Consider the following 24409-nt stretch of genomic DNA (forward strand, 5'->3'; position numbering starts at 1 on the left):
TGTCACCAATATCACTTTGGTGGCTTTTTTCCGTTTCAGCATGACGGCATTGTATTCTTACGGGTGGTTTTGACCCATAGAAAAAAACAGCCATATCTAAAAAATAGATATGGCTGCTTCTTTTTTTCACTTTCAGAAAGTATAAATTTCTAGCTGGAAGACCATTCGACGTAGTCGGAAATTTTAGGAATACAGTATAAGGGCAACCACGCCTCTGTCTTCGCCCAAGAGTGGGGCTTGTCAATCGGCAAGTTTTCTTTATTACATATTTTATCTATTGGCTTGCACAAGCACTAGATGATGATCATTTGTTACATCAATGTTTTTTACCGTACTCTTTTAGTTGTTTATTGTACAATTTGGAAAATTCCTGAATAATATATCGAATTTCCCTGTTCAGCTTATTCGTCTCCATCTGAAAATTTATCCTTTCTTACAGTGTAAAGAAAGCTCTTAGCGCCCCCTTACCTCTCACATAAATTCTGACTGTACTTGGTAAAATAAGTGTGTTCGGTAAGGAGTTGTGTAGAATGAAAAAGATATTTCGGATAACAGCGGTCGTAGCTGCGGCAGCAATCCTTGGCTGGTGCCTTTTTACATTCATAGAATTCGAATACGCTTACATACCACCAGATAGGGAAACAAGGGGTAAAGAGCGGAATTCTGCAGAGCTTTTATCCGTTTCCTCCAAGGCAGAGACAGGATCAGATGAGCAGTTAAAGCTTGGCAAAAAGATGTTCTTTGCGGAAACCTTTGGAAATGAAGTGTTTTTTACTGACATATTAGGAATGTTTGATGGGGCGTTTACGTTATCAAATATTACAAAAGCAATTATCCAACTGCATGGAGAGGGTACGTCCAATTTGAAGGTTGAAGCTGCGCAATCTTTTCAAGCAGGCGGGGTATCGATTAAAAAAGGAGACTTGATTGACACGGGCCTTGATGTGGCAAAAGGTACCTATGTTCCGCTTGGTGTGAAATTTGTAGTAGATGAAGGAAGGATGAAGGCAGGGGTTAGCTGCGCGGCATGTCATGCTTCTGTAGATGGCAAAGGAAATGTGCTCCCCGGTATTCCAAATACAGATTTAAATATTGGGTTGATTTTAGCGATGGGTTCTAATAGTGCATCTTACTTTACCCATACTGAAATGAAAAATCTTCGTGAATTTATGAAAAAGGCTGATGAAATTTCAAAGGAGAAACAGCAGGTACAGCTGCCAGATGCCGAGAAATTAGAGAAATTTGTTGACGCAGAGTTTGTAAAGTGGCCAAGAGGCAGCAATGATACAACGATAGACTTGGAGAACAATCCTGTACAAGTGCCGGACAGCTTTACCTTAGGCGATCAGCCGTATGGCTGGAGCGGGCAAGGGCAGGTTGGTCCGTTTAAAGGGTTGAGTGCTTTAATTAACAATACACACTCACAAAATATGGACGCTGTATCGCAGTCGAGCATTAGCGGACCTGTACTAGGTATTGACAAAGATGTCTATTTAGGGACTCTTCTACAGCGTGCAGCCTATAAAAAATACAGATATGATCCAACAAGCAAGGAGACGCCATCTGCATTCTTCGCAAAGGTTGACCCGACTCCCGGAGTTCCCGGTGTCAATCGGATGATTCCAGCCGCCACCTATCCAAAAATCTCATATCTCTCTAGTGTCGGCCTTTTGCCTAGTGCCTCTGGATACAAGGCGTGGGAGCAAGTCAATGCGATGTCTGCGTATACGAATTCCCTTCAACCTCCTTCCACAGGTTTAAAAACGGAGGCTGCCGTATATGAGGAAGGAAAGAGAGTATTTGCAAAAGCTGGCTGTATATCCTGTCATGCTGGAGAATATTTAACGAATAATCAGCTTATTAAACCAGGGGAGATTGGAACGGATCCTTCTCGAGCAGCTGGGTTTAAGAGAACGGAGAAGTATTTCACAAGCCCAAAAATGTATCCATCTGATACACCTGTTCCGCTGCCAAAGCATCCGAAAAAGGAAGACTTGCAGCTTACTCCAGAGCAGGAAAAATCCTTGAAGCTCGGCTGGGCGCATGGGAATTCAAGCGGTGCTTATAAAGTTCCAAGCTTATATGGACTCTACTGGAGTGCGCCTTACTTACATGATGCAGGGGTAGCGGTAGGAAGCAAGAACGAACTGGGAGTTTCGAATACACTTATGCAAGGAAAGAAAGCGGATGCTGTAAATAGCTTGCAAGCCCTAGTCGATTCAAAATTGAGACGACAAGTTATAGAGGAAAATCTATCCGATAATCGGTTACGAACAGCCCATATTTCTGGAAACGGGCATGAATTTTGGGTAGATGAAACAACCGGTTTTACAAGCCAAGAGCAACAAGCGCTGATTCATTACTTGCTTCGGTTTACGGATGAATAGGAAAAATGAACAGAAAGCTAAAGGGCAAGGCACATTGCCTTGCCCTTTAGCTTTCTTCTTTCGACTGTTGTTCAAGCTCCATCAGCTTTTTCACTAAAATATGCTGGGGCATATGCATAAGCTGCTCAAGCGGTACATTTAAGGCCTCTGCCAGCTTGATAGCTGTCTCTGGTGAAAGTTGTAAAGGTCGCATGACTTTTCCTCCTTTTTTATATATTATAACATAACAAGGGGGAGTGAATCATGACGCTTATCTTTGGACACCGCGGTGCGGCGGGTACATTTCCAGAAAATACGATGCCGTCCTTTCAGGAAGCGGCACGGCTTGGCGCGGATGGTATCGAGCTTGATGTACAAATGACGAAGGATGGAACAGTTGTCGTCATCCACGATGAAACAGTGGACAGGACAACAAATGGTAGCGGTGCAGTGTTGGATTATACATATGATGAGCTGTCAAAGCTTGATGCGAGCCATACATTTAGCGAGAAAACCGGCTTTTGTACAATTCCGACATTAGAGGAGGTACTGCATTGGCTCAGCAAAACCGAGCTGCTCATAAATATTGAATTCAAAAATAATAAACAGAAATACCGCGGGCTTGAAGAGGAAGTTATTACGCTTGTGCGAAAATACGGTTTAGAATCACGTACTGTTTTTTCTTCTTTTTCACAAACGAGTATAATGAAATGCCGTGAGTTAGCACCAGATATTGAAACTGCTCTTTTATATAAGTTTGGTGTACGCATTCCATGGCTGTACGCAAAACGATTAGGCGTCAGTGCAATTCATCCGAATTACAAATACATCGCAGCGCCAGTCATTTGGCTGACGCTGCTAAACAATATTGCAGTAAGGCCGTATACGGTCAATGATGAGGAATCCTTGCGGAAGCTAGGGAAGCTCGGAATTTCCGCTGTTATAACCGATTATCCTGACCGGGCTGTTCGGATACTGCGGGAAAATAGGTAAATTAAAAACTTGAAATATTCACCTTAAATTAGGAAATAGTAACTAAGAGGTGATTACTTTAAGTTCAATCATTCGGAATTTAGATTTACATTCTCAAGGAACTTGGCAGTCAGTCGTGTTATCGCTACTATTATTTTTATATGCTCTTTTGATGCCTAAAAAAGAGATAGGCTGGAGAGATTTTTATATTACCTTTGGAATAGTTGGTTTTTTTGCTTGGATTTCTGATGTTGTAACAGCAAAGGTGTTAGATCTTGTTGATTTTGGTCAACCGAAAATCACGGGGATAGGTGAGTTTTTAAGCTACAGCTTAATTCCTTCCTCACTTTCAGTTATTTATTTAAACTATTTAAAAAAGACAAATAAATGGATACTGGTCATTACTTTTATCATAATTGCTACTTTAATCGAATGGGGACTGAGGAAAGTAGGATATGTAAAAGCTCATGGTTGGAGCTTTTTCATTTCAATCCCTTTGTATTTTGTAGTATTCAGTTTTTTACTCCCTTTACACCGTAAAATTATAAAATGCAAATAGCTTGCGATGAACATGTGTGATGTAGATCAAATCCATCTTGCGAGCTGGATTTTTGTATTTACTTCCCATAATCGCACATTATCTGAGCTAGAGAAGAAGGAATTATATGCAAAAGCATCATTATGATGTAATGAGAGGAATACACTAATCGTACTTATTATCTTTATGCCAATCCTTTTGAATATCCTAATAGCTTAGTCTGATTATGTTCTTCCTTTTACAATATTAAATAATTTTAAAGCACTTCGTTATATGTCTGTTCAAATAAAAGAGATAGTTTTAATTTACACTGAAAGAAAACTCGCCAAATCTCGGCGAGTTTTCTTCATTTCCGGAACCGCGCCTGCACTTTGTTGCGTTTGCGATCGCGGTGCAGAATAAAGCCTCCGAACACGTATATACCGAATCCAAATAATACAAGACCGATAAGAAATTGCATCCATAATTCGGGGATAGGAGGCTGTAAAATAGCAAATACAGTATCACGCATAAGTTTGATACCTATAACTGCAAGGAAAATGGGAATAAGGGCGAGCAATAGGGCGATAAAACGTGTCATATGCCTGTCTTCCTTTCAGAAAATTCCTACTATACAAAAGCATCTTACAGTTTGTATTTATTTGTCAAGGGGAAATAAAACAAGTATGATAAAGGTATGAAAAACCTTGCATGATTTGTCCGGGGAGATGACAAATATGAAGCGAAAAGTCATGATTATCGGGGCAGGAAAAGGCGGGAGTGCGGTTTTACGTATGCTGAAGCAGTCGAATATTTTTGATGTGAAGATAATGGTTGATTGCAATGAGAAAGCACCAGGACTTGTGCTAGCAAAACAATTCGGCATTCGAACGGAAACGGATTGGAGAGTCGTTGGACAAACAGAAGTGCATGTTATTTTTGATATGACAGGACGAAGGGATCTGTATCAAGCACTTTTGCAGGAAAGAGGGGAGGATGCTGTTATTGTCCCCAGTGCGGTCGCAAAGCTGATTGTGCAAATGCAGGAGGAATCGGAGCAGAGGGATTTAATTTTCAACTCCGCTCATGATGGGATGATTGTTGTCGACAGGATAGGATGCATTACGCTCTTTAATAAAAGCGCTGAGCAGATAACAGGCTATAATGGAAATGAAGTCATCGGAAAATACATAGCAGAGGTAATTACAGGGAGCCAGCTTCCCCGTGTACTCCATACAGGAGCCATTGAGGTTCACCGGGAACTTGAGCTTGAAAATGGCACAAAACTCATTACAACGCGTATTCCTATTATAAGCGAGGATGGAGAGATAACGGGGGCGTTTGCCGTCTTTAAAGATATTACTGAGGTTGTGAGCTTAGCAGAAGAAGTCACAAATTTAAAAGAAATTCAAATGCTGCTAGAGGCTATTATCCATTCTTCAGAGGAGGCAATTTCCGTTGTGGATGAAAAGGGGCGCGGCATCATGATTAATCCCGCCTACACGAGACTGACTGGGCTAGAGCGGGAGGATGTCATTGGAAAACCTGCAAATGCTGATATTGCCGAGGGAGAGAGCATGCATATGAAGGTGCTGCAAACATGCCGGCCCGTCCGTGGTATTCAAATGAAGGTAGGGCCTAAAAAGCGTGATGTTATTGTCAATGTCGCACCAGTTATTGTAGACGGTACGCTAAAGGGCAGCGTCGGCGTGATTCGCGATGTTTCTGAAATCCATAAGCTGACCGGAGAACTGCAGCTTGCTCGGCAAATTATCCGCACGCTGGAAGCGAAATATTCGTTCGCTGATATTATTGGCTCCTCGGAAGGGATTTCACTTGCGATTGAACAGGCAAAACTTGGGGCAAATACGCCAGCTACTGTTTTGCTGCGCGGAGAATCCGGTACGGGTAAGGAATTGTTCGCGCACGCTATTCATAATGGCAGCAATCGTAAGTACAATAAGTTTATTCGCGTGAACTGCGCCTCTCTTTCGGAATCGCTTCTGGAAAGTGAATTGTTTGGTTATGAAGAAGGGGCCTTTTCCGGTGCAAAGCGCGGCGGAAAACGAGGATTGTTTGAAGAGGCAAACAACGGAAGTATTTTTCTTGATGAAATTGGCGAGCTCTCAGCGAGCACGCAAGCAAAGCTGCTGCGTGTCCTGCAGGAAAAAGAAATTGTCCGTGTAGGCGGCACCATGCCAATTTCAGTAAACGTCCGCGTAATTGCAGCTACGAATGTAAATTTAGAGAGAGCGATTTTGGCAGGAAAGTTCCGGGAGGATTTATATTATCGGGTTAATAAGATTCCGATTTATATCCCGCCGCTGCGGCAGCGGAAGGAAGATATTCCTGCAATTGCGGAACGGCTGATTCAAAAGATTAATCAAGATTATGGACGAAATGTAGAAGGACTGACCGAATCAGCATTGCGGCGTTTACAGCGATACGATTGGCCGGGAAATGTTCGAGAACTTGAAAATATTTTAGGGAGAGCTGTTATTTTTATGAAGTATAATGAAATGTATATCGATATCTCGCATGTACCCTCACTTCTTCATGAAAAAGAAGCGGAAACAGTAAAACAAGCTGCAGAAGCACTCGTAGAGACGGCTTCGCTGGAGAAGCTCGTCACGGAATTTGAAGGGAGAATTATTACAGAGTATTTAGACAAGCTTGGGGGCAATAAGACAAAAACGGCAAAAGCATTGGGCATCTCTCTTAGAAACCTGTATTATAAACTTGAGAAATATGAGCATGCAAAAAATAGCAAGCAATAATTTGCATGGTGTGTAGGTTTTTGCATGTTTTTTTGGCACTCTTTCACATAGGTTGTGCCGTTTTTCAAGCAATTGCCGCATTGTATGAATAAGATTATTTTTTCATTTTCACAGAAAATGGAACGTTACTTGCTTGATAGAGGAGTGAAGGTAACAGCAAGAAGTCTGGAAACAGACTTAGGTATGCTGATGGAAAGAATTTCGCGGTAGGCAAGGAAACGGCAGCTGTTGCGAAAAACACAATCTATTTTACACATTTAAGAATGTATCAATTTCAACAAGGTGTAAGTGTAACTACGCCTCTGTCTTCGCCTTATGGCTTGCCAATCGGCGAGTTTTCTTGATCCGTTCTGAACATGGAACCAGTATCTTATATAAATGACTTATTTATGTCGCACATGCGAATCGGTGCGATTGTGCAGGCGCAAGTACCTCTTTATTGTAACGTCGCGTTCGGATACGGTGAATACAAACCTTTATTCGTTAACTTTGGCAGCGATAACTGCCTTGCCATCATGGGTAGACATACAAGGGGGAACAAAAGGTGGAAATTTTCCAGTACATGGAGAAGTATGATTATGAACAATTGTTATTTTGTCAAGATCGTGTTTCTGGTTTGAAGGCTATTATTTGCATTCATGATACAACGCTTGGTCCAGCTCTTGGCGGAACACGAATGTGGACGTATGAGTCTGAGGACGAAGCGATTGAGGATGCTCTTCGTCTTGCAAAAGGCATGACATATAAAAATGCTGCAGCCGGTTTGAGCCTAGGAGGCGGCAAAGCGGTAATTATCGGTGATCCAAGAAGGGATAAAAGCGAAGCAATGTTTCGAGCATTTGGTCGCTTTATTCAGGGCTTGAACGGACGATACATTACGGCTGAAGATGTTGGTACAACTGTAGCGGATATGGACATTATTCATGAAGAAACAGACTATGTAACAGGTATTTCTCCCTCGTTTGGTTCTTCGGGTAATCCTTCTCCAGTGACGGCGTTTGGTGTATATCGCGGCATGAAGGCAGCGGCAAAGGAAGCATTTGGAACAGATAGCTTAAGCGGAAAAACAATTGCTGTGCAAGGTGTTGGAAATGTAGCTTATAATTTGTGCAAGTACTTGTATAAAGAGGGAGCCCTGCTTATTGTGACGGATATTCATAAAGAATCGGTCCAGCGTGCTGTAGACGAATTTGGGGCAAGAGCGGTTGACCCACAAGATATTTACGGCGTGCAGTGTGATATTTATGCACCGTGCGCGCTCGGCGCAACTGTAAACGACCAAACAATTCCGCTTATGAAAGCGAAGGTTATTGCAGGTGCCGCAAATAATCAATTAAAGGAAGCACGTCATGGAGATGCATTGCATGAAAGAGGTATTATCTATGCGCCTGATTATGTAATTAATGCGGGCGGTGTGATTAATGTGGCAGATGAACTATACGGTTATAATAGAGAACGGGCTCTTAAAAAGGTTGAAGCAGTATACGAAAATATCGAGAAGGTTCTCGAGATTTCAAAGAGAGATGTCATTCCGACATATCTAGCGGCAGACCGTTTGGCAGAGGAGCGTATTGAGCTTATGAAACATACAAGAAGCACGTTCTTGCAAAACGGTCATCATATACTAAGCCGCCGTTAATTTAAAAAGGAGGACAGAAGGAAATCTTCTGTTTTTCGCGTAATGGTATGGAAGGAGAAGCTTCGCTCTGCTTTGTATTTCTATTTATCCATGCAGCAAGCACCTCTACAAAAATACAAGTCTTTGACGATAAACAATCGATTCCAAAAGAAACGATTGGATACGATGACGAGGAAGCCGAGGCATATCAAATTTTAAAGGAGATTGGATCGGCAAGCGCTGTGTTAATCGGCATAGAGATGCTATTATTTTAACAGATCAAAAAATATAACATTTTAGGTACAGTCTCTTCGCAAGGAAAAAAGTGTAAGAGAGTACATTGTACGAGAAGAAATGGTAGGCAGGGGCTGAAGAACATGGCAACAGAATATGATTTGGTCATTATTGGCGGCGGTACAGGTGGTTATGTCGCCGCGATCCGCGCTTCGCAGCTAGGCTTGAAAACAGCGCTTGTGGAAAAAGGCAAGCTTGGCGGTACCTGCTTGCATGCGGGATGTATTCCAAGCAAGGTGCTGCTGCGTAGTGCAGAAGTATATAGAATAGCGAAACAAAGCGAGGAGTTTGGTGTAATCACAAGCGATGTGGCGCTGGACTTTTCAAAGGTGCAAATGCGCGTGGATCGCGTAGTAAATCAGCTGCATCGCGGTGTACAGCATTTGATGAAGCAAGGAAAAATTGATGTGTATGAGGGGTACGGACGGATTTTAGGACCTTCTATCTTTTCACCGATGCCAGGGACGATTTCTGTTGAGATGAGTGACGGGGGAGAAAATGAAATGCTTCTTCCAAAAAACGTAATCATCGCAACAGGCTCTAGACCAAGATCCCTTCCTGGCTTGGAGCTAGACGGTGTATATGTCATGTCCTCCGATCATGCTCTGCAACTGCAGAAGGTGCCGAAATCGATTCTCATTGTAGGCGGTGGTGTGATTGGGATTGAGTGGGCATCAATGCTAGCTGATTTTGGCGCAGAGGTTACAGTTCTTGAATATGCCGACCGTGTGCTGCCGTCTGAGGATGCTGACATTGCCAAGGAAATGGGACGCCTTCTGCAGAAAAAAGGCATCCGGATTGTGACTAACGCGAAAGTATTGCCAGAGACGCTTGTAAAGGAAAATGGCGTAACCATTCAAGCAGAGCACCAAGGCAAGCAAGTAGAGTTTGCAGCCGAAACGATGCTTGTTTCGGTCGGGAGACAAGCGAATATTGAAGGAATCGGCTTAGAGAATACGGACATTGTTCTAGAAAACGGTTATATTCAAACGAATGAATATTACCAAACAAAGGAATCACATATTTATGCAATCGGCGATGTGATTGGCGGCTTGCAGCTCGCGCACGTTGCCTCACATGAGGGGATCTTGGGAGTAGAGCATATTGCTGGGCAAAAGCCGCAGCCAATTGATTATTCTCACGTTTCTAGATGTGTGTACAGCAATCCTGAAGCTGCGTCCGTAGGCTATACGGAGCAGGAAGCAAAAGAACAAGGCTATGAGCTGAAGGTTGGGAAATTTCCATTTCGTGCTATTGGGAAGGCTCTTGTCCACGGAGACACGGACGGATTTGTGAAAATCATCGCCGATGAGAGAACAAATGATATCCTTGGTGTTCATATGATTGGTCCGCACGTAACAGATATGATTTCTGAAGCAGCGCTGGCGCGTGTGCTTGATGCGACACCGTGGGAAATTGGAAAAACGATTCACCCGCATCCATCTTTATCTGAAGCAATCGGAGAAGCTGCCTTGGCGGTGGATGGAAAAGCGCTGCATTCGTAATTTGGGAGGGGACATTGATGATTCAAAATACATTGCGTCATGAAGAGCTTGGCTTGACGAATGAAACGGTATTAGATATGTATCGGACGATGCTATTGGCACGCAAAATTGACGAACGGATGTGGTTATTAAACCGCGCTGGGAAAATCCCATTTGTTGTTTCGTGTCAAGGACAGGAAGCAGCACAGGTGGGAGCTGCATTTGCACTCGATCAGGATAAAGATTATATCTTACCGTATTACCGCGATATGGGCGTTGTGTTAACATTTGGTATGACCGCAAAGGAGCTTATGCTGTCTGCGTTTGCGAAGGCGGAGGATCCAAACTCTGGCGGCCGGCAGATGCCGGGTCACTTTGGACAAAAGAAAAATCGCATCGTTACCGGATCTTCCCCGGTAACAACCCAGGTGCCTCATGCAGTTGGCATTGCGCTTGCCGGACGATTAGACGGAAAAGATTTGGTCACCTTTGTAACGTTCGGAGAAGGCTCTTCGAATCAAGGAGACTTTCACGAAGGAGCAAACTTTGCCGGTGTGCATAAGCTTCCTGTTATTTTTATGTGTGAAAATAATAAATATGCAATTTCTATACCGGTTGAAAAGCAATTAGCATGTAAAAATGTATCAGATCGTGCAATTGGGTATGGGATGCCAGGATATACGGTAGATGGAAATGATCCGCTTGAGGTCTACCGCGTTGTGAAGGAAGCTGCTGATCGTGCACGCAGGGGAGAAGGCCCAACCTTAATTGAAACTGTCTGCTATCGTTTAACGGCGCACTCAAGCGATGATGATGACCTCGTGTACCGGACGAAGGAGGAAGTAACGGAGGCAAAGAAAAACGATCCGGTTCACACCTTTGCTCTCTATCTGAGAGAAGCCGGCATATTGACAGATGAGACAGAACAGCAGCTGCTGGATGAAATCACAACAATTATAAATGAAGCTACAGAGTATGCAGAGCAAGCTCCTTACGCAGATCCTGAAGCTGCGCTGCGATACGTATACGGGGAATAAGGGGGAACCATCTTATGGCGGTAATATCTTTTATTGATGCTATTACAATGGCGATGCGCGAGGAAATGGAGCGAGACGGACGCGTATTTGTGCTAGGGGAGGACGTAGGACGAAAGGGCGGCGTATTTAAAGCGACGCAAGGTTTATATGATGCTTTTGGTGAGGAGCGTGTTATGGATACGCCGCTTGCGGAATCTGCCATCGCCGGCGTAGCAATCGGTGCAGCAATGTACGGGATGCGCCCCGTTGCGGAAATGCAATTTGCTGACTTTATCATGCCCGCTGTAAACCAAATTATTTCCGAGGCGGCAAAAATTCGCTACCGTTCTAACAATGACTGGACTTGTCCAGTCACAATCCGTGCTCCATTTGGCGGAGGTGTGCACGGTGCACTTTATCACTCGCAATCTGTAGAAGCAGTTTTCGCGAATCAGCCGGGTTTGAAAATTGTGATTCCCTCCACTCCATATGATGCAAAAGGCTTGTTAAAGGCAGCGATTCGCGATGCGGATCCTGTACTGTTTTTTGAACATAAGCGCGCCTATCGCCTCATAAAAGGCGAGGTGCCGGATACAGATTATGTACTGCCGATTGGTAAAGCAGATGTGAAGCGCGAGGGTGAGGACATTACTGTGATCACATACGGCTTATGCGTGCATTTTGCGCTGCAAGCAGCTGAGAAATTGGCGCAGGACGGAATCAGCGCTCATATTCTTGATTTGCGCACAGTATACCCACTTGACCAAGAAGCGATTATTGAAGCTGCGTCCAAAACGGGAAAGGTGCTCCTTGTGACAGAGGATAATAAAGAGGGCAGTGTCATGAGCGAGGTTGCGGCAATCATTGCAGAACATTGCTTATTTGAATTAGATGCTCCGATTAAGCGTCTCGCAGGGCCAGATGTACCAGCAATGCCGTACGCACCGCCGATGGAGAAGTTCTTCATGGTAAACCCGGACAAAATTGAAAAAGCGATGCGCGAGCTTGCGGAATTTTAATCGGGGGAGGGACAACAATGGCTCGTGAAAAAATTACAATGCCTCAGCTCGGTGAGAGCGTAACAGAAGGCACGATTAGCAGATGGCTTGTGTCCGTAGGAGATCATGTGAAGAAGTATGACCCGCTGGCTGAGGTAATGACAGATAAAGTAAACGCAGAAATCCCATCGTCCTTTGAAGGTGTGATTCAAGAATTAGTTGCAAGTGAAGGAGATACGCTTTTAGTTGGCGAAACGATTTGTATCATGGAGATAGAGGAAATTGAGAAGGAAATTTCTTCACAATCTGCTGAAGCGGCAACGGCAGGCATTCAGGAAAGTATGGATACACAAACACCAGTCAAAGCAGCTCGCTATTCTCCGGCTGTATTAAGGCTTGCACAGGAGCATAATATTGATTTAGCTCAGGTGCGCGGTACCGGACTAAACGGGCGCATTACGCGAAAGGATTTACTGAAACTAGTAGAATTAGGAAATATCCCAATTCCACAAGCAGAAGTACCAGAGCCTGTGCTGCAGGCGGTCGCGCCAGAGCCTGCGGTGCCACAAGAACCAAAGAAGGAGCATAAGCCAAAGGCTGCTGAAACAAAGGTGCTGCCTCGAGCGGTGGTTGTACCAGCCATGAAAGGTGATGCGGTCATTCCTGTGTCGGGTGTACGCAAGACGATTGCTGCGAATATGCTCCGCAGCAAACAGGAAATTCCTCATGCTTGGATGATGATTGAGGTGGATGTAACGAATCTAGTGACCTATCGTGACCGCATCAAGGATGAATTTAAGCAGCGTGAAGGTTTCAACCTGACATATTTTGCGTTTTTTGTAAAAGCAGTAGCGCAAGCCTTGAAAGAATTCCCGCAAGTAAATTCGATGTGGGCGGGAGATGCAGTTATTCAGAAAAAGGATGTTCACATATCCATTGCGGTAGCAACAGAAAATGAGCTGTTTGTTCCTGTTGTTAAGCACGCGGATGAGAAAACGATTAAGGGAATCGCTCGTGATATTTCCGAACTTGCGCGGAAAGTACGAACGAAAAGCTTAAAGCCAGACGATATGCAGGGCGGAACATTTACAGTCAACAACACAGGCTCATTCGGTTCTGTTCAATCGATGGGGATTATCAATTATCCGCAGGCGGCAATTTTACAGATTGAGACAATTGTAAAGCGTCCTGTCGTTGTAAATGGAAACATGTTAGCGATTCGTGACATGGTCAATCTTTGTCTATCTCTCGATCATCGTGTACTAGACGGCTTAATTTGCGGAAAGTTTTTAGCGCGTGTGAAAGAGATTTTGGAGAATACATCGGAAGAACATACACCTATCTACTAAGAATGAACATGAAGTTTGCCCTACAGCAACTCTATGAGAAGGGTAAGCAAGTTGTGATGGTTTTTATTATACTGTAGGAAATCCCATCTTGTGGTGTAAGATATACAAAGTTTTTCGTAGTCTGTGACAACAAATACAAAAAACCAAGGTTGTACCTTGGTTTTTTGTATGTTTCACGCTAAATAAGACGATTTCTAAGCTCATCCTTACATAAGAAGTACTCTTCAGCACCTTCTCCATCAGGGTGATTTTTTTTTGTACTTTTGTAGCATAGGTAAAATCCCCGAAGCAATACGGATAACGGAAATTCCCTTTAAATCCGCCGCAGGTATACAAATCTGGATGATCGTCCACCTGCATTTTTGAATAATCTTTTGCAAGTTTCTCGCTATGCTTAAAGCCATTTGCGGCCACATAGTGGATATATCCCGGCCCCATGTTATAGCTTTGTATAATCGTTTCCATGTCTACATGCTCTTTTACTCCAAGCGTATACATTTGATAAAAATGGAATACCCCTTGTTGAATGCTGAGAGAGGCGTCTTGGATTTCATTTCTTTTTAGTCCAGCCGATTCAGAGGCTTGCATGGGGTCATTGCCTTCTCCCCCGCTCTCCTGATACATAATGGCTAACAGCAAAGGAGTAAACTCGGTTAAATTATACTTATCGAGCTCTTTTTCGATACTCGGCTGGTAAGATAACACTTTTGCTGTATCTTTTAGAAAGATAGAAGAAAGATAACGGTTTAGTGTGTGTTTGAGTTCGCTTCCTCCGAGTCCGAAAGAAATAAAAGGGATGAGTAATAAGAGAAGAACGAAAAAAGAAAAGATTAGCTTTTTTATCATTGTTCCTTTATTCCTCCATTGCAAATATGTACACAGACTTAATGAATTACTCCTATTGATAAAAGGACTACGATTAGCTTTACACTGTAAGTGCAACTACGTCGCTATCTTCGCCCGAGGAGCAGGGCTCGCCAATCAGCGCAGCGAGTTTCACATTAAACAAGAAATTACAGATACTCTGTTATAGTAACACATTTAATCAAGAGAAGGATTACAAGTATCTTACAAATGATGCGCTGTGATTCTTCTGTTTTGAATTTTGCTCATGAAAAAATGATTATCAGCATCACTAGTAGGATCCTCATGAGAATCAACCTTTGTTGAAATGAAAATTCTCAGTAAACAAGTAGAGATGACATGGAAGAAAAGCTAGTTTTCAAAAGGAATTTCATTATATATGTAGAAAATACAAATTTGTACAAATTAATAAATCTTATTTCATAAATTAGAAATAGGGAGAGAGGGATATTAACTTTAGAGGGGCAATAGTGAAGCTTACGGTTGGGATACGTTGATGGAATCGCTAGTAAATCTGAGGCGGTATGTCTCTTGTTTGCTGTCTCATGGGGGGAGTATATATGAAAATGTGGAAAATAGCTATATTTTATATCCTAACAGCTGTGGTATACGCACTTTACAAAGCGATTTTTATAGCTGTTCATTTGGAACTGAATGCTTCGCTCACCTATGAAAACGCGCTCCGCTGTCTCGGTTTTGGCTTGTTCCTCTTCTTTTCCTTTTCTGTTGCCTATTCCTATAGAAGGCGGTTACATCATGCGTTTCTTCTTACTTTCTTCTCCTGCTTATGGACATCCAATGCTGTTTGGCTTTGGGTATATTTACGGATTTTACAATAAAGAAAACTCGCCAATTGCGGCGAGTTTTCTTTATTGCTCCTTTTCCTTTTCCTCTATATGAATACGATATAAATTGGCGATAACATGCGTTTTATACAGTTCAAGCTTCTTTTGTTCAAATTTTGAAATCCCAATAGCTTTTAACTGCTGAATATACCAGCCTTTTGAGTAAAGATAAGCCACAAGTTCCCCCTCCTTTTTCCATATGTATATGAAATATTTTCAATGAGGAGAAGAAAAAATTATAAAGTCAAAAAAGGACAACTCATAATAAAATAGAAGAGAAGGTATACAAATCAACTCGTAATACGAGTAAACAGAAAGGCTTACAGATATGGGATATGTAGAGGAATTACGAAAGCTTGTCGGACATAGGCCGCTCATCCTTTTTGGCGCAGTTGTGCTTTTGCTGGATGAGAAAGAGCATGTGCTGCTGCAGCAGCGCACAGAACCGCGCGGCAGATGGGGACTTCCAGGGGGCTTGATGGAACTTGGGGAATCTCCCGAGGATACAGCTCGGCGCGAGGTATTTGAGGAAACGGGTATGCAGGTGCAACAGCTGCAACTCCTGGATGTCTATTCGGGACCCAATTATTTTGTGAAGTTAGCTAATGGAGATGAATTTCAAACTGTAACGGCAACGTATTATACACATGCCTATGAGGGAGAGCTTACGGTGAATCGGAGCGAAGCCTACGCGCTGCAATTCTTCGACATTCATAAGCTGCCAGAGGATATGGTTGGTTCTCATAAACGAATGGTGGAGGCATATGCATTGTTGGGAAGAAAGAATGGGTAGAAAAGCGGACACTGTCCGCTTTTCTTTCTTTCTCGACAGTTTGATGTAATTTCCATTTATTTTCCATACTATGTTATAATAATTGTAAATATAGGATAATTTTAGATATTTAATCTTTTTGCGATTTTGGACCGAGTAAGGACAAAGGGGGCGAAGGGATGGAGAAAGGCACGTTTCAGGAGTTTGAGAATGTTAGCTACGAGGCATGGAAGCAGCTTGCTGAAAAAACCTTAAAGGGAGCAGCCTTGGATAGCATTTTCACTGATACGTATGAGAATATTACGTTAAAGCCTTTGTATACAAAAGAAGATGCACAGTCTGCAAGATTTACGCAAGCTGCAAGCTTATTCCCTATATACAGAGATACGATTGCGCAGGAGCTTGTTGGAAATAGCTTGGATGAAACAAATCAAAAGGTGCTGCAGGCGATTGAGCACGGACAGAGCGTTTTGCATGTGCTGCTTGATAAAGCTACGCGGCAAGGAAAAGATTCTGATATGGCACTTCCGAATGAGGTGCTGCAGGCAGGAGCTCCAATCAATTGTGTATCTGATTTCGAGCATGTATTGCAAGGAGTACCATTAGAGAGGCATCCATTCCTCCTTTATACGGGCTATTGGGCAATGCCGATGCTTGCGATCGCAGCAGCTTACAGCAAGCAAAGCGGCTCATCACTTTCAGGAACGATTGGAGCTGACCCGCTCGGTTGTCTTGCAGAGGAAGGATATATACCGTTTACGCTCCAGCAAAGCTTTGATGCAATTGCAGGCACAGTAAAATGGACGAAGCAGCATCTGCCGACGGTTCGAACGATTTTTGTACGGACGGACGGGTATCACAATGCCGGGGCGAATGCCGTTCAAGAATTGGCAGCAGCGCTTGCGACTGCTGTCCAATATGTTCGTGAGGGCATCAAGCGAGGGATAACAGCAGACGATATATGCCGTCAGATGACCTTTAGTTTTTCTGTAGGAACACAGCTATTTATGGAAATCGCAAAGCTTCGCGCAATCCGTGTACTTTGGAAAAAGGCAGCGGAGAGCTTCGGAGCAAAGGAAACCACCATTCATCTTCATACACGCACATCAAAACGTACAAAAACATTGTACGACCACCATGTTAATTTTCTTCGCACTACAACAGAGGCATTTTCTGCAATAATAGGCGGGACAGACACTCTTCACGTGAGTACATACAACGAAGCAGCTAGTATTTCAGAGGAAAACGGCGAACGCTGGGCAAGAAACATTCAGCACATTTTGTGCGGGGAATCGCATCTGTCAAAGGTGTTAGATCCTGCAAGCGGCTCTTATTATGTTGAGGCAATAACGGAGCAGCTTGCCGAAAAGGCGTGGAAGCTGTTTCAGGAAATTGAAACAAAGGGCGGCATGAGTGCATCTTTACAGCAAGGATGGCTGCAAACAAGCATCGCAGAAACTGCTAAGCAGCGTTACCGAAGCATTACAGAGCTTGAGCAAAAGATTGTCGGAACAAACGTATATGTAAAGCAAGATGAGCTAAGAGAAGTCGAGAAGTACGGACAACTAGTGGAAAAGGTGCAGCGTCGTGTATCTGAGATAATTGCATACAAGGAGCAGCGGCTGCTGAAAGAATATATGAGGCAAGAGCTGCCGCTGCATCATGAGCAAACACTCAATGAGCTCGTGCGTGCCTGTTCTATCGGTACGACAATTGGTGAAATAACTGCCCTGTTTACAGGAGCAGGGGAAAAGATTGTGCCAATTCGATCTATGAGAGATGCTGAGCCATTTGAAAAACTGCGCGGGGCAACAGAAAAATATGTGAAACGAGCAGGAATACAGCCTCATGCGTTACTCATGCAAATTGGAGCAGAGGCGAAAGGTCAAGAACTATCTTCTCTTGTGAAAACGATGTTAGAAGCATGCGGATATCATGTTTCAACAGGGCGGAATACCGCTGAGATTGCAGTGCTGACCCGAGCGGAAACTGCTGCGCTGTTTCTGGAGGGGGATTTAGGTACAGTGAAGGAAGCGATTACAAATATAGTGCAATCTGGATATTCCGGACATATATTCACCATTGGGCAGTGTACCGAAGAGGAAAAGCAACTTCTTGTGGAAAACGGAGTGAGTGATTTTTTACAAGAAGCAGGGGAAATACTTCCGTTGCTATCTGATCTTCAAAATCAGCTGGAGGTGATGGTATGACAATGCCAAATTTTACCGAATTGGATTTTGCAAGCATCTTCGCAAAGGAAGACTGGCAGACAAGGAATGCTGCGGTAGCCTACACATCTAATGAAAAAATTGAGATAAAAACGTTCTATACAAAGCAGGATGTTCAGGGCTTAGATTATCTAGACTGTAAGCCGGGGTTTGCTCCGTATCACCGCGGACCGTACTCGTTGATGTACACAAACCGTCCCTGGACGGTTCGGCAATATGCGGGCTTTTCTACTGCAGAGGAAAGCAATGCTTTTTACAAACGCAATCTAGCTGCGGGACAAAAGGGACTATCGGTTGCCTTTGATTTAGCAACACATCGCGGCTATGATTCAGATCATCCACGCGTTGTTGGTGATGTCGGCAAAGCGGGTGTAGCTATCGATTCCATTTTAGATATGAAAATCTTGTTTGACGGTATTCCGCTCGACCGAATGTCCGTTTCGATGACGATGAACGGTGCGGTGCTTCCAGTGCTCGCTTTTTACATCGTTACGGCCGAGGAGCAGGGCGTGAGGCAGGAGCAGCTGTCCGGGACAATTCAAAATGATATTTTAAAGGAGTATATGGTACGGAACACGTATATTTACCCGCCGAAAACATCGATGCGTATTATTGCTGATATTTTCTCATACACTTCCAAACATATGCCAAAATTCAACAGCATTAGTATTTCGGGCTATCATCTGCAGGAGGCGGGAGCACCGGCTGATTTAGAGCTCGCATATACGCTTTTAAACGGCGTGGAATATGTGCGCACTGGCCTTAAGGCTGGCCTTGCGGTTGATTCGTTCGCGCCGCGCTTATCGTTTTTCTGGGCGATTGGAATGAATTACTTTATGGAAGTAGCGAAAATGCGTGCCGGGCGTTTGCTATGGGCAAAGCTAATGAAGCAATTTCATCCAAAGGATAGCAAGTCGTTAGCATTGCGTACGCACTCACAAACATCAGGCTGGAGCTTAACAGCGCAGGATCCGTTTAATAACGTCACACGCACGTGCATTGAGGCGCTTGCCGCAGCCCTTGGTCATACACAGTCGCTGCATACGAATGCTTTAGATGAAGCGATTGCACTTCCAACAGATTTTTCGGCGCGCATTGCACGCAATACACAGCTGTATCTACAGGAGGAAACCGGAATTTGTTCCGTAATTGACCCATGGGGCGGTTCGTATTATGTAGAAACACTTACTGCACAAATCATGGAGCGTGCTATGGAGCATATGAAAGAAATTGAGAGCTTAGGAGGCATGACAAAGGCAATTGAAAAAGGAATCCCAAAGCTTCGGATTGAGGAGGCAGCTGCACGCAGGCAAGCGCATATTGACTCTGGCAAGGAACCGATTATTGGTGTGAACAAATATCGTTTAGAATCTGAGCAGCCGCTTGAAATTTTAAATATCGATAATACAGCCGTTTTAAAGAAGCAAATTGCAAGGTTAGAGGAATTAAAGCACTCCAGAGACGAGCAGCGAGTGCAGCATGCTCTTCAAGCCATTGCGAAAGCAACAGAAACGGGCGAAGGAAATCTACTTGCTCTATCAATTGAGGCGGCTCGCGTACGTGCGACACTCGGCGAAATTTCCTATGCCATTGAACGTGTTGCCGGTCGCCATAAGGCAGTTATTCAATCTGTAAGCGGCGTATATCATTCCGAGTATGAAAAGCAGGATGAAATAGAGCGCGTCCGCAGAAGCATTGCTGCATTTGCCCAGCGTGAAGGACGCAGACCGCGTATTCTCATGGTGAAGCTTGGACAGGATGGCCATGACCGCGGAGCTAAGGTTGTGGCAACTGCCTATGCTGATCTTGGCTTTGATGTAGATATTGGACCGCTATTTCAGACGCCGGAGGAGGCAGCGCGCCAAGCAGTCGAAAACGATGTGCACTGCGTAGGTATGAGCTCGCTTGCTGGCGGGCATAAAACGCTGCTGCCGCAGCTTATGGAAGCATTGCAAAAGCTTGGCCGTGAGGATATCGTTGTTGTTGTCGGCGGCGTTATTCCGGTGCAGGACTATGCATTTTTATATGAGCATGGCGCAGCAGCTGTGTTTGGACCGGGAACCATTATTCCATTAGCAGCTGAGAAAATGCTGGAGGAAATTCAGCACCGTCTCAGTGATGAGGATGTGGAGTAACGATGGAGCAGCATAAACGACCGGAATGGATGCCGGAGAACGGGGATAGTCAGGATGCTTTCACAACATCAGTGATGAAGGGGAGTGCGCAGCTGCCGGCAGCAAAGCGGGCTTTTCGGAAAAAAGCAGTAACAATTGAAGAATTAGAAGAAGGGGTCAGAAACAATCATCGCACGCTTTTAGCACAGGCGATTACACTGATGGAAAGCAGCGCTGCAAGGCATCAGCAAAAGGCGCAGAAACTGATTCAACGGCTGCTGCCGCACGCCGGACATGCAATTCGCATTGGGATTACTGGTGTGCCAGGTGCCGGGAAGAGCACATTTATTGAAGCGCTTGGAACGATGCTTTGCCAAAGGGGGTACAAGGTAGCTGTCTTAGCGGTTGATCCGAGCAGTACATTAACAGGGGGCAGCATTCTTGGAGATAAAACCAGGATGGAAAAGCTCGTCCAGCATCCGAACGCATTTGTGCGTCCATCCCCTTCCAGCGGTGCACTTGGCGGTGTGAACCGGCGGACGAGAGAAACATTGCTTGTGTGCGAGGCCGCGGGATATAATGTCATTTTAGTAGAAACAGTCGGTGTCGGACAGAGCGAAGGAAGCGTTCGCGATATGGTTGATTTCTTTTTATTGCTTACCTTAACAGGTGCCGGAGATGAGCTGCAGGGAATCAAACGAGGTATTTTAGAGCTGGTCGATGGAATTGTAATTAACAAGGCGGATGGAGACAATATCATTCGTGCGCAGCAAACCGTAGCTCTTTATAAGCAAATGTCCCGGCTCTTTCTTCCGGCTACAGACGGATGGGAGACGTATGTTGGATCTTGCTCTGCGCTTCATTGTCAGGGGCTTGAGGAGTTTTGGTACGCTGTGCAGCAGTTTCAAGACACCATAGCAGCAGCGGGCATACTTGAAAAAAGACGGAATGCACAAAAGAGAAATTGGCTATATGCGTCTATTCGTGAGCAGCTGGAGCAGCGCTTTTTTGATCATCCGTTTATAAAAGAGCGGCTTGCATTGGCAGAGAATGCGATTGCAAACGGAACCCAAACCGTAACATCAGCTGCCCTGCAGCTGATGGATGATTATGATAGGTTTCAGCGTTCTACTGATCGTCCGTGAGCAGCTGGCTTTGTGCGTTAAAGTTGTATTTCTCTACTTACTCTTGGTAAGATAAGAAAAAGGTTATGTGTGCCGAGGAGGAAATGTAAATGGTAAACTTCAATTTTTTTATGAATGATGTTGTTCGACAAGCGCGAGAAGAAATCGTGGCTGCTGGTTATACAGAATTACATGACGCAGAAGCGGTAGAGGCAGCTTTTGCCCGTTCAGGTGTGACGCTGGTAATGGTTAACTCTGTATGCGGCTGTGCTGGCGGAATTGCCCGTCCTGCAGCAGCACATTCTGTTCATTTCGATAAACGACCTGATCAGCTTGTAACGGTGTTTGCCGGTCAAGACAAGGAAGCAACTGCGCGTGCACGTGAATACTTTGAAGGCTATCCGCCATCTTCTCCGTCATTTGCGCTGCTGAAGGACGGGAAAATTTTAAAAATGGTTGAACGCCATGAAATTGAAGGGCACTCGCCGATGCAGGTTATTGAAAAGCTGCAAGGCTACTTTGACCAATATTGTGAAGAAGTATAAAAGTCGGCTCTGCCGGCTTTTTTTACTGTACACTTTAAGAAAGCCTCTCTCTTTAGGATGATGTCTAACCTCTATAGTCTCCCCCTTCTGCAAAGTAAGCTTCTCCGCAAAAGGAAAAAAGCGTCTTCCGTGGTAAGAAACACAAGGCAAGCTTCTATGAATGAACTAGGCCTGAACTGCGCATTTTGTGTCTTGGTTGTTTTTGTACGGAAACTGCCTCTTTGTTTATAACATTTCCTTCTATTTTTTTATAAAGAAAACTCGCCGATTGGCGAGCCCCGCCTTTGGGCGAAGACAGAGGCGTAGTTGCACTTATACTTTATTCCTAAAATTTCTCACTACGTCGAATTGTCTCCTAGCTAGAAATTTATACTTTCTTAAAGTACAAAAAAGAATTCGTTCTGCTACCCCCTTAAAAAAAATGTTGAATCCGAATATATATAATGGCCAAAGCAAATGGGGGAAGACATAATGAAACAGCGGTTAGGAAAACTTCGCTTTAGGTATTCGTTTAGCGATTGAAACGAATAATTTAGAAAAACCGCTTCAGCTGCGAAGTACGAGCAGAAAAAAGCGGAACAGGAAGCACACAGCAAGCATAAAGGAAAAGATAAAGAATAGGACAGGCGGCAATGGTCACTTCCCGGAGAGGTGACCGTTCTGTCATTTGTTGAACAAGGGGGTGGTGGGAGCATGCTGAGCTTATTATGGCAAGCGGTAAAACCGAAACAAACCGCAGAGGATACCATAAAAGCGCTACAAGAAGGAAAAGGCGACAAGGAAGCCTTTCTTCTGCAATATAAGCCATTTATCCGAAAAGCTGTCTCTTCTGTATGCAAGCGTTACATTACTGAGCAGGATGATGAATTCAGCATTGGCTTATTCGCACTCCATCAGGCGATTGAGCAGTATTCCTATAAAAAAGGAAAGTCCTTTTTCGCGTTTGCTGATCTTCTTATAAAAAGAGATGTGATCGACTACTTGCGAAAAGAAGCCCGTCACAATTTTGTCTTTTTACAAGAAGACCAGCAAGAAGATGTGTACGAAATGCGAATGTCATTAATGGACTATCTAGACAGTATGGAGAACGAGAATCGTAAGGAGGAAATTCTTCATTTCCAGCAAATGCTCGGTCAATTTCGTATTTCCTTCTCAGACCTTGTAAACGACTCGCCAAAGCATCGTGATACACGTGAGTGTCTTGTTGAAATCGCTCAAATGATTGTGCAGGAGGAAGGATTGACTGAAGAGCTGTTTCACAAGAAGCGTCTACCCTTAAAACAGCTAGAAACAAAAGTACGGGTCAGCCGTAAAACGCTTGAGCGGCACAGAAAATATATCATTGCCATGTGTATTGTGCTGCTTAATGAGTATGTATATTTGAAGGAATATATAAAATTGGGGGAAGGACTATGAATAGAGGCATAGTTATGGAAGTGCAGAAACAGAGTGTGCTTGTTTTAACTTCGGAGGGGGAATTCGTCAAATGCAAGAGACAGCACAGAGAATACGAAATTGGAGAAGAGATTTTCTTTCCCCAAGCAGAGAGAATCCAGCAACGCAGCAAACTCTTGTTTTTTTTCTGGCCGAAGCGATTTGCCTTCGCGACAAGCAGTGTGCTTGCCGCATGTTTGTGGTTGTTTTTTAATAGTCCTGCGGAAGAAAAGGCAATGGCATATGTAGCGGTTGATATCAATCCGAGTCTTGAAATAAGCGTAGACAGCGAGATGCATGTCCTAAAGCTTGAGGCATATAATGAAGATGGCCAGAGAGTGCTTAGTAAGCTGAAGGCAGGGGAAGGTGAATCTTTGTCTAAAGTAATACACGCTATTGTCAGGCAATCGCAGCAGGACGGTTATTTAAAAGCGGATAAACCAGTGACAATTACGTCTGTCGCAGCAAGCGGGGCGGACAAACAAATTGAGAAGCGTATAGATGACATTGTTACAACAGTGCAAAAGACATATGAGAAAGAATCGGTAACAGTAGTACGCCAAAAGGGCACGATGCAGGTACGTGAGGATGCGAAACGAGCAGGTGTTTCGACCGGTATCTATATGAAGCAGAAGAAGGAAAGGTTACAGCAAAAGCAAGAGGAGAATAGGAAGCTAGAGCAGGCGCCGACTCCCCAGCAAGAAACACCAAAGTCTCAGCCGGTTCAGCAATCTGAGGAGAAACAAAAGGAAGTGCCTCTTGCTCCGAGTAATAACGCTAACACAGTTCCGCCACAACAAAGGGAGATCGAGCAAGAGACAGAGAAGGCAGTGGAAAAAGGACAGCAGAAGAAAGGAAACAAACAAGACAAGCAAGAAAACGTAAGCACAGCAACGAAAAAAAAGAATGGCGGAGATAAAGAAGAAAAGCAAAATAATGATAAGCAAGATGATCATAAACAAAATAAGCATGATTAAATAAGGATCCGTATTGCTAAGTTATACGTGTCTGTCCTTATAAAAAAACGCAAAAACATTCTGTTTCCTGCACTTTTTTACATTTTAACAAAGTATAAATTTTCAGCTAGAAGCA

Annotated in this window: 20 protein-coding genes and 3 pseudogenes; 19 read left to right on the plus strand and 4 right to left on the minus strand. The window is 43.9% G+C overall.

What is annotated here, in order from left to right; genetic code table 11:
- Positions 1-530: 530 nt before the first annotated feature.
- On the plus strand, positions 531-2387 hold the full coding sequence (locus AAHB12_RS00450) for an electron transport protein (RefSeq protein WP_342043951.1): 1857 nt from the start codon (positions 531-533) through the stop codon (positions 2385-2387).
- A gap of 46 nt (positions 2388-2433) precedes the next feature.
- Here AAHB12_RS00450 and AAHB12_RS00455 read toward each other — a convergent pair whose 3' ends face one another.
- Positions 2434-2580, minus strand: coding sequence for a YycC family protein (locus tag AAHB12_RS00455; protein WP_342043952.1), 147 nt, complete (start codon positions 2578-2580; stop codon positions 2434-2436).
- Positions 2581-2630: 50 nt separating this feature from the next.
- Between AAHB12_RS00455 and AAHB12_RS00460 the strand changes: the two genes are divergently transcribed.
- Both AAHB12_RS00460 and AAHB12_RS00465 read left to right on the plus strand, forming a co-directional pair.
- Entirely contained in the window at positions 2631-3359 is a 729-nt protein-coding gene (locus tag AAHB12_RS00460) for a glycerophosphodiester phosphodiesterase (RefSeq protein WP_129727157.1), read from the plus strand.
- A 49-nt stretch (positions 3360-3408) separates the two neighbouring features.
- On the plus strand, positions 3409-3897 hold the full coding sequence (locus AAHB12_RS00465) for a hypothetical protein (RefSeq protein WP_342043953.1): 489 nt from the start codon (positions 3409-3411) through the stop codon (positions 3895-3897).
- Between the two features lie 325 nt (positions 3898-4222).
- On the opposite strand, the gene AAHB12_RS00470 is transcribed toward AAHB12_RS00465, so the two are convergent.
- Positions 4223-4456, minus strand: a complete 234-nt coding sequence (locus tag AAHB12_RS00470; RefSeq protein ID WP_342043954.1) for a DUF2627 domain-containing protein — start codon at positions 4454-4456, stop codon at positions 4223-4225.
- Between the two features lie 136 nt (positions 4457-4592).
- Here AAHB12_RS00470 and AAHB12_RS00475 point away from each other — a divergent pair, with 136 nt between their 5' ends.
- The 8 genes and pseudogenes from AAHB12_RS00475 to AAHB12_RS00505 form a co-directional block, all read left to right on the plus strand.
- Positions 4593-6632 (plus strand): sigma-54-dependent Fis family transcriptional regulator, encoded by a 2040-nt coding sequence (locus AAHB12_RS00475; protein WP_342043955.1) that lies wholly within the window; start codon positions 4593-4595, stop codon positions 6630-6632.
- 544 nt (positions 6633-7176) lie between these two features.
- Positions 7177-8271 carry a branched-chain amino acid dehydrogenase gene (gene bcd / locus AAHB12_RS00480; protein ID WP_342043956.1) on the plus strand — a complete coding sequence of 365 codons (1095 nt, stop codon included), beginning with the start codon at positions 7177-7179 and terminating at the stop codon, positions 8269-8271.
- Between the two features lie 47 nt (positions 8272-8318).
- A complete protein-coding gene (locus AAHB12_RS00485; protein ID WP_129727153.1) occupies positions 8319-8525 on the plus strand; it encodes a hypothetical protein in 207 nt (68 codons plus the stop codon).
- A gap of 102 nt (positions 8526-8627) precedes the next feature.
- On the plus strand, positions 8628-10049 hold the full coding sequence (lpdA, locus tag AAHB12_RS00490; protein ID WP_342043957.1) for a dihydrolipoyl dehydrogenase: 1422 nt from the start codon (positions 8628-8630) through the stop codon (positions 10047-10049).
- A gap of 17 nt (positions 10050-10066) precedes the next feature.
- Positions 10067-11065 carry a thiamine pyrophosphate-dependent dehydrogenase E1 component subunit alpha gene (locus tag AAHB12_RS00495; protein WP_129727151.1) on the plus strand — a complete coding sequence of 333 codons (999 nt, stop codon included), beginning with the start codon at positions 10067-10069 and terminating at the stop codon, positions 11063-11065.
- A gap of 14 nt (positions 11066-11079) precedes the next feature.
- Positions 11080-12063: an alpha-ketoacid dehydrogenase subunit beta gene (locus AAHB12_RS00500; RefSeq protein WP_342043958.1), complete on the plus strand. Its 984-nt coding sequence runs from the start codon at positions 11080-11082 to the stop codon at positions 12061-12063.
- Between the two features lie 38 nt (positions 12064-12101).
- A pseudogene (locus tag AAHB12_RS31630) lies at positions 12102-12248 on the plus strand (biotin/lipoyl-containing protein); the annotation flags it as partial.
- Positions 12249-12413: 165 nt separating this feature from the next.
- Positions 12414-13391: pseudogene (locus AAHB12_RS00505) on the plus strand (dihydrolipoamide acetyltransferase family protein); the annotation flags it as partial.
- A 219-nt stretch (positions 13392-13610) separates the two neighbouring features.
- Here the strand turns inward: AAHB12_RS00505 and AAHB12_RS00510 are convergent.
- Positions 13611-14237 (minus strand): annotated as a pseudogene (locus AAHB12_RS00510) (lysozyme family protein); the annotation flags it as partial.
- 578 nt (positions 14238-14815) lie between these two features.
- Here AAHB12_RS00510 and AAHB12_RS00515 point away from each other — a divergent pair.
- The gene (locus AAHB12_RS00515) at positions 14816-15094 is read left to right on the plus strand and encodes a hypothetical protein (protein ID WP_129727147.1); all 279 of its coding nucleotides are present in this window, start codon (positions 14816-14818) and stop codon (positions 15092-15094) included.
- Positions 15095-15124: 30 nt separating this feature from the next.
- Here the strand turns inward: AAHB12_RS00515 and AAHB12_RS00520 are convergent, their stop codons facing one another.
- Positions 15125-15277, minus strand: coding sequence for a DUF2639 domain-containing protein (locus AAHB12_RS00520; protein ID WP_129727146.1), 153 nt, complete (start codon positions 15275-15277; stop codon positions 15125-15127).
- Positions 15278-15428: 151 nt separating this feature from the next.
- On the opposite strand from AAHB12_RS00520, the gene AAHB12_RS00525 reads away from it, so the two are divergent.
- From AAHB12_RS00525 to AAHB12_RS00555, 7 genes are all read left to right on the plus strand, one after another.
- On the plus strand, positions 15429-15893 hold the full coding sequence (locus AAHB12_RS00525) for an NUDIX hydrolase (RefSeq protein ID WP_129727145.1): 465 nt from the start codon (positions 15429-15431) through the stop codon (positions 15891-15893).
- Between the two features lie 158 nt (positions 15894-16051).
- Positions 16052-18082 carry a methylmalonyl-CoA mutase subunit beta gene (locus tag AAHB12_RS00530; RefSeq protein ID WP_342043959.1) on the plus strand — a complete coding sequence of 677 codons (2031 nt, stop codon included), beginning with the start codon at positions 16052-16054 and terminating at the stop codon, positions 18080-18082.
- The gene (gene scpA / locus AAHB12_RS00535) at positions 18079-20235 is read left to right on the plus strand and encodes a methylmalonyl-CoA mutase (protein WP_129727143.1); all 2157 of its coding nucleotides are present in this window, start codon (positions 18079-18081) and stop codon (positions 20233-20235) included. The genes AAHB12_RS00530 and scpA overlap by 4 nt, the downstream gene beginning before the upstream one ends.
- Before the next feature lie 2 nt (positions 20236-20237).
- Complete coding sequence (gene meaB / locus AAHB12_RS00540; RefSeq protein ID WP_342043960.1) at positions 20238-21359, plus strand: methylmalonyl Co-A mutase-associated GTPase MeaB; 1122 nt, start codon at positions 20238-20240, stop codon at positions 21357-21359.
- A gap of 89 nt (positions 21360-21448) precedes the next feature.
- A complete protein-coding gene (locus tag AAHB12_RS00545) occupies positions 21449-21883 on the plus strand; it encodes a BrxA/BrxB family bacilliredoxin (protein ID WP_129727141.1) in 435 nt (144 codons plus the stop codon).
- Between the two features lie 693 nt (positions 21884-22576).
- A complete protein-coding gene (gene sigI, locus AAHB12_RS00550; protein ID WP_129727140.1) occupies positions 22577-23299 on the plus strand; it encodes an RNA polymerase sigma-I factor in 723 nt (240 codons plus the stop codon).
- Entirely contained in the window at positions 23296-24294 is a 999-nt protein-coding gene (locus AAHB12_RS00555) for an anti-sigma-I factor RsgI family protein (protein WP_342043961.1), read from the plus strand. The genes sigI and AAHB12_RS00555 overlap by 4 nt, the downstream gene beginning before the upstream one ends.
- The last annotated feature ends 115 nt before the right edge of the window (positions 24295-24409 follow it).

It is taken from the genome of Bacillus sp. OTU530, assembly GCF_038440375.1.

What these genes read in the sequence shown, in the direction of transcription:
- AAHB12_RS00450 (WP_342043951.1), top strand. Translation starts at nt 531, where the DNA reads ATGAAAAAGATATTTCGGATAACAGCGGTCGTAGCTGCGGCAGCAATC.
- AAHB12_RS00455 (WP_342043952.1), bottom strand. Translation starts at nt 2,580, where the DNA reads ATGCGACCTTTACAACTTTCACCAGAGACAGCTATCAAGCTGGCAGAG.
- AAHB12_RS00460 (WP_129727157.1), top strand. Translation starts at nt 2,631, where the DNA reads ATGACGCTTATCTTTGGACACCGCGGTGCGGCGGGTACATTTCCAGAA.
- AAHB12_RS00470 (WP_342043954.1), bottom strand. Translation starts at nt 4,456, where the DNA reads ATGACACGTTTTATCGCCCTATTGCTCGCCCTTATTCCCATTTTCCTT.
- AAHB12_RS00475 (WP_342043955.1), top strand. Translation starts at nt 4,593, where the DNA reads ATGAAGCGAAAAGTCATGATTATCGGGGCAGGAAAAGGCGGGAGTGCG.
- AAHB12_RS00485 (WP_129727153.1), top strand. Translation starts at nt 8,319, where the DNA reads ATGGAAGGAGAAGCTTCGCTCTGCTTTGTATTTCTATTTATCCATGCA.
- lpdA (WP_342043957.1), top strand. Translation starts at nt 8,628, where the DNA reads ATGGCAACAGAATATGATTTGGTCATTATTGGCGGCGGTACAGGTGGT.
- AAHB12_RS00495 (WP_129727151.1), top strand. Translation starts at nt 10,067, where the DNA reads ATGATTCAAAATACATTGCGTCATGAAGAGCTTGGCTTGACGAATGAA.
- AAHB12_RS00500 (WP_342043958.1), top strand. Translation starts at nt 11,080, where the DNA reads ATGGCGGTAATATCTTTTATTGATGCTATTACAATGGCGATGCGCGAG.
- AAHB12_RS00515 (WP_129727147.1), top strand. Translation starts at nt 14,816, where the DNA reads ATGAAAATGTGGAAAATAGCTATATTTTATATCCTAACAGCTGTGGTA.
- AAHB12_RS00525 (WP_129727145.1), top strand. Translation starts at nt 15,429, where the DNA reads ATGGGATATGTAGAGGAATTACGAAAGCTTGTCGGACATAGGCCGCTC.
- AAHB12_RS00530 (WP_342043959.1), top strand. Translation starts at nt 16,052, where the DNA reads ATGGAGAAAGGCACGTTTCAGGAGTTTGAGAATGTTAGCTACGAGGCA.
- scpA (WP_129727143.1), top strand. Translation starts at nt 18,079, where the DNA reads ATGACAATGCCAAATTTTACCGAATTGGATTTTGCAAGCATCTTCGCA.
- meaB (WP_342043960.1), top strand. Translation starts at nt 20,238, where the DNA reads ATGGAGCAGCATAAACGACCGGAATGGATGCCGGAGAACGGGGATAGT.
- AAHB12_RS00545 (WP_129727141.1), top strand. Translation starts at nt 21,449, where the DNA reads ATGGTAAACTTCAATTTTTTTATGAATGATGTTGTTCGACAAGCGCGA.
- sigI (WP_129727140.1), top strand. Translation starts at nt 22,577, where the DNA reads ATGCTGAGCTTATTATGGCAAGCGGTAAAACCGAAACAAACCGCAGAG.
- AAHB12_RS00555 (WP_342043961.1), top strand. Translation starts at nt 23,296, where the DNA reads ATGAATAGAGGCATAGTTATGGAAGTGCAGAAACAGAGTGTGCTTGTT.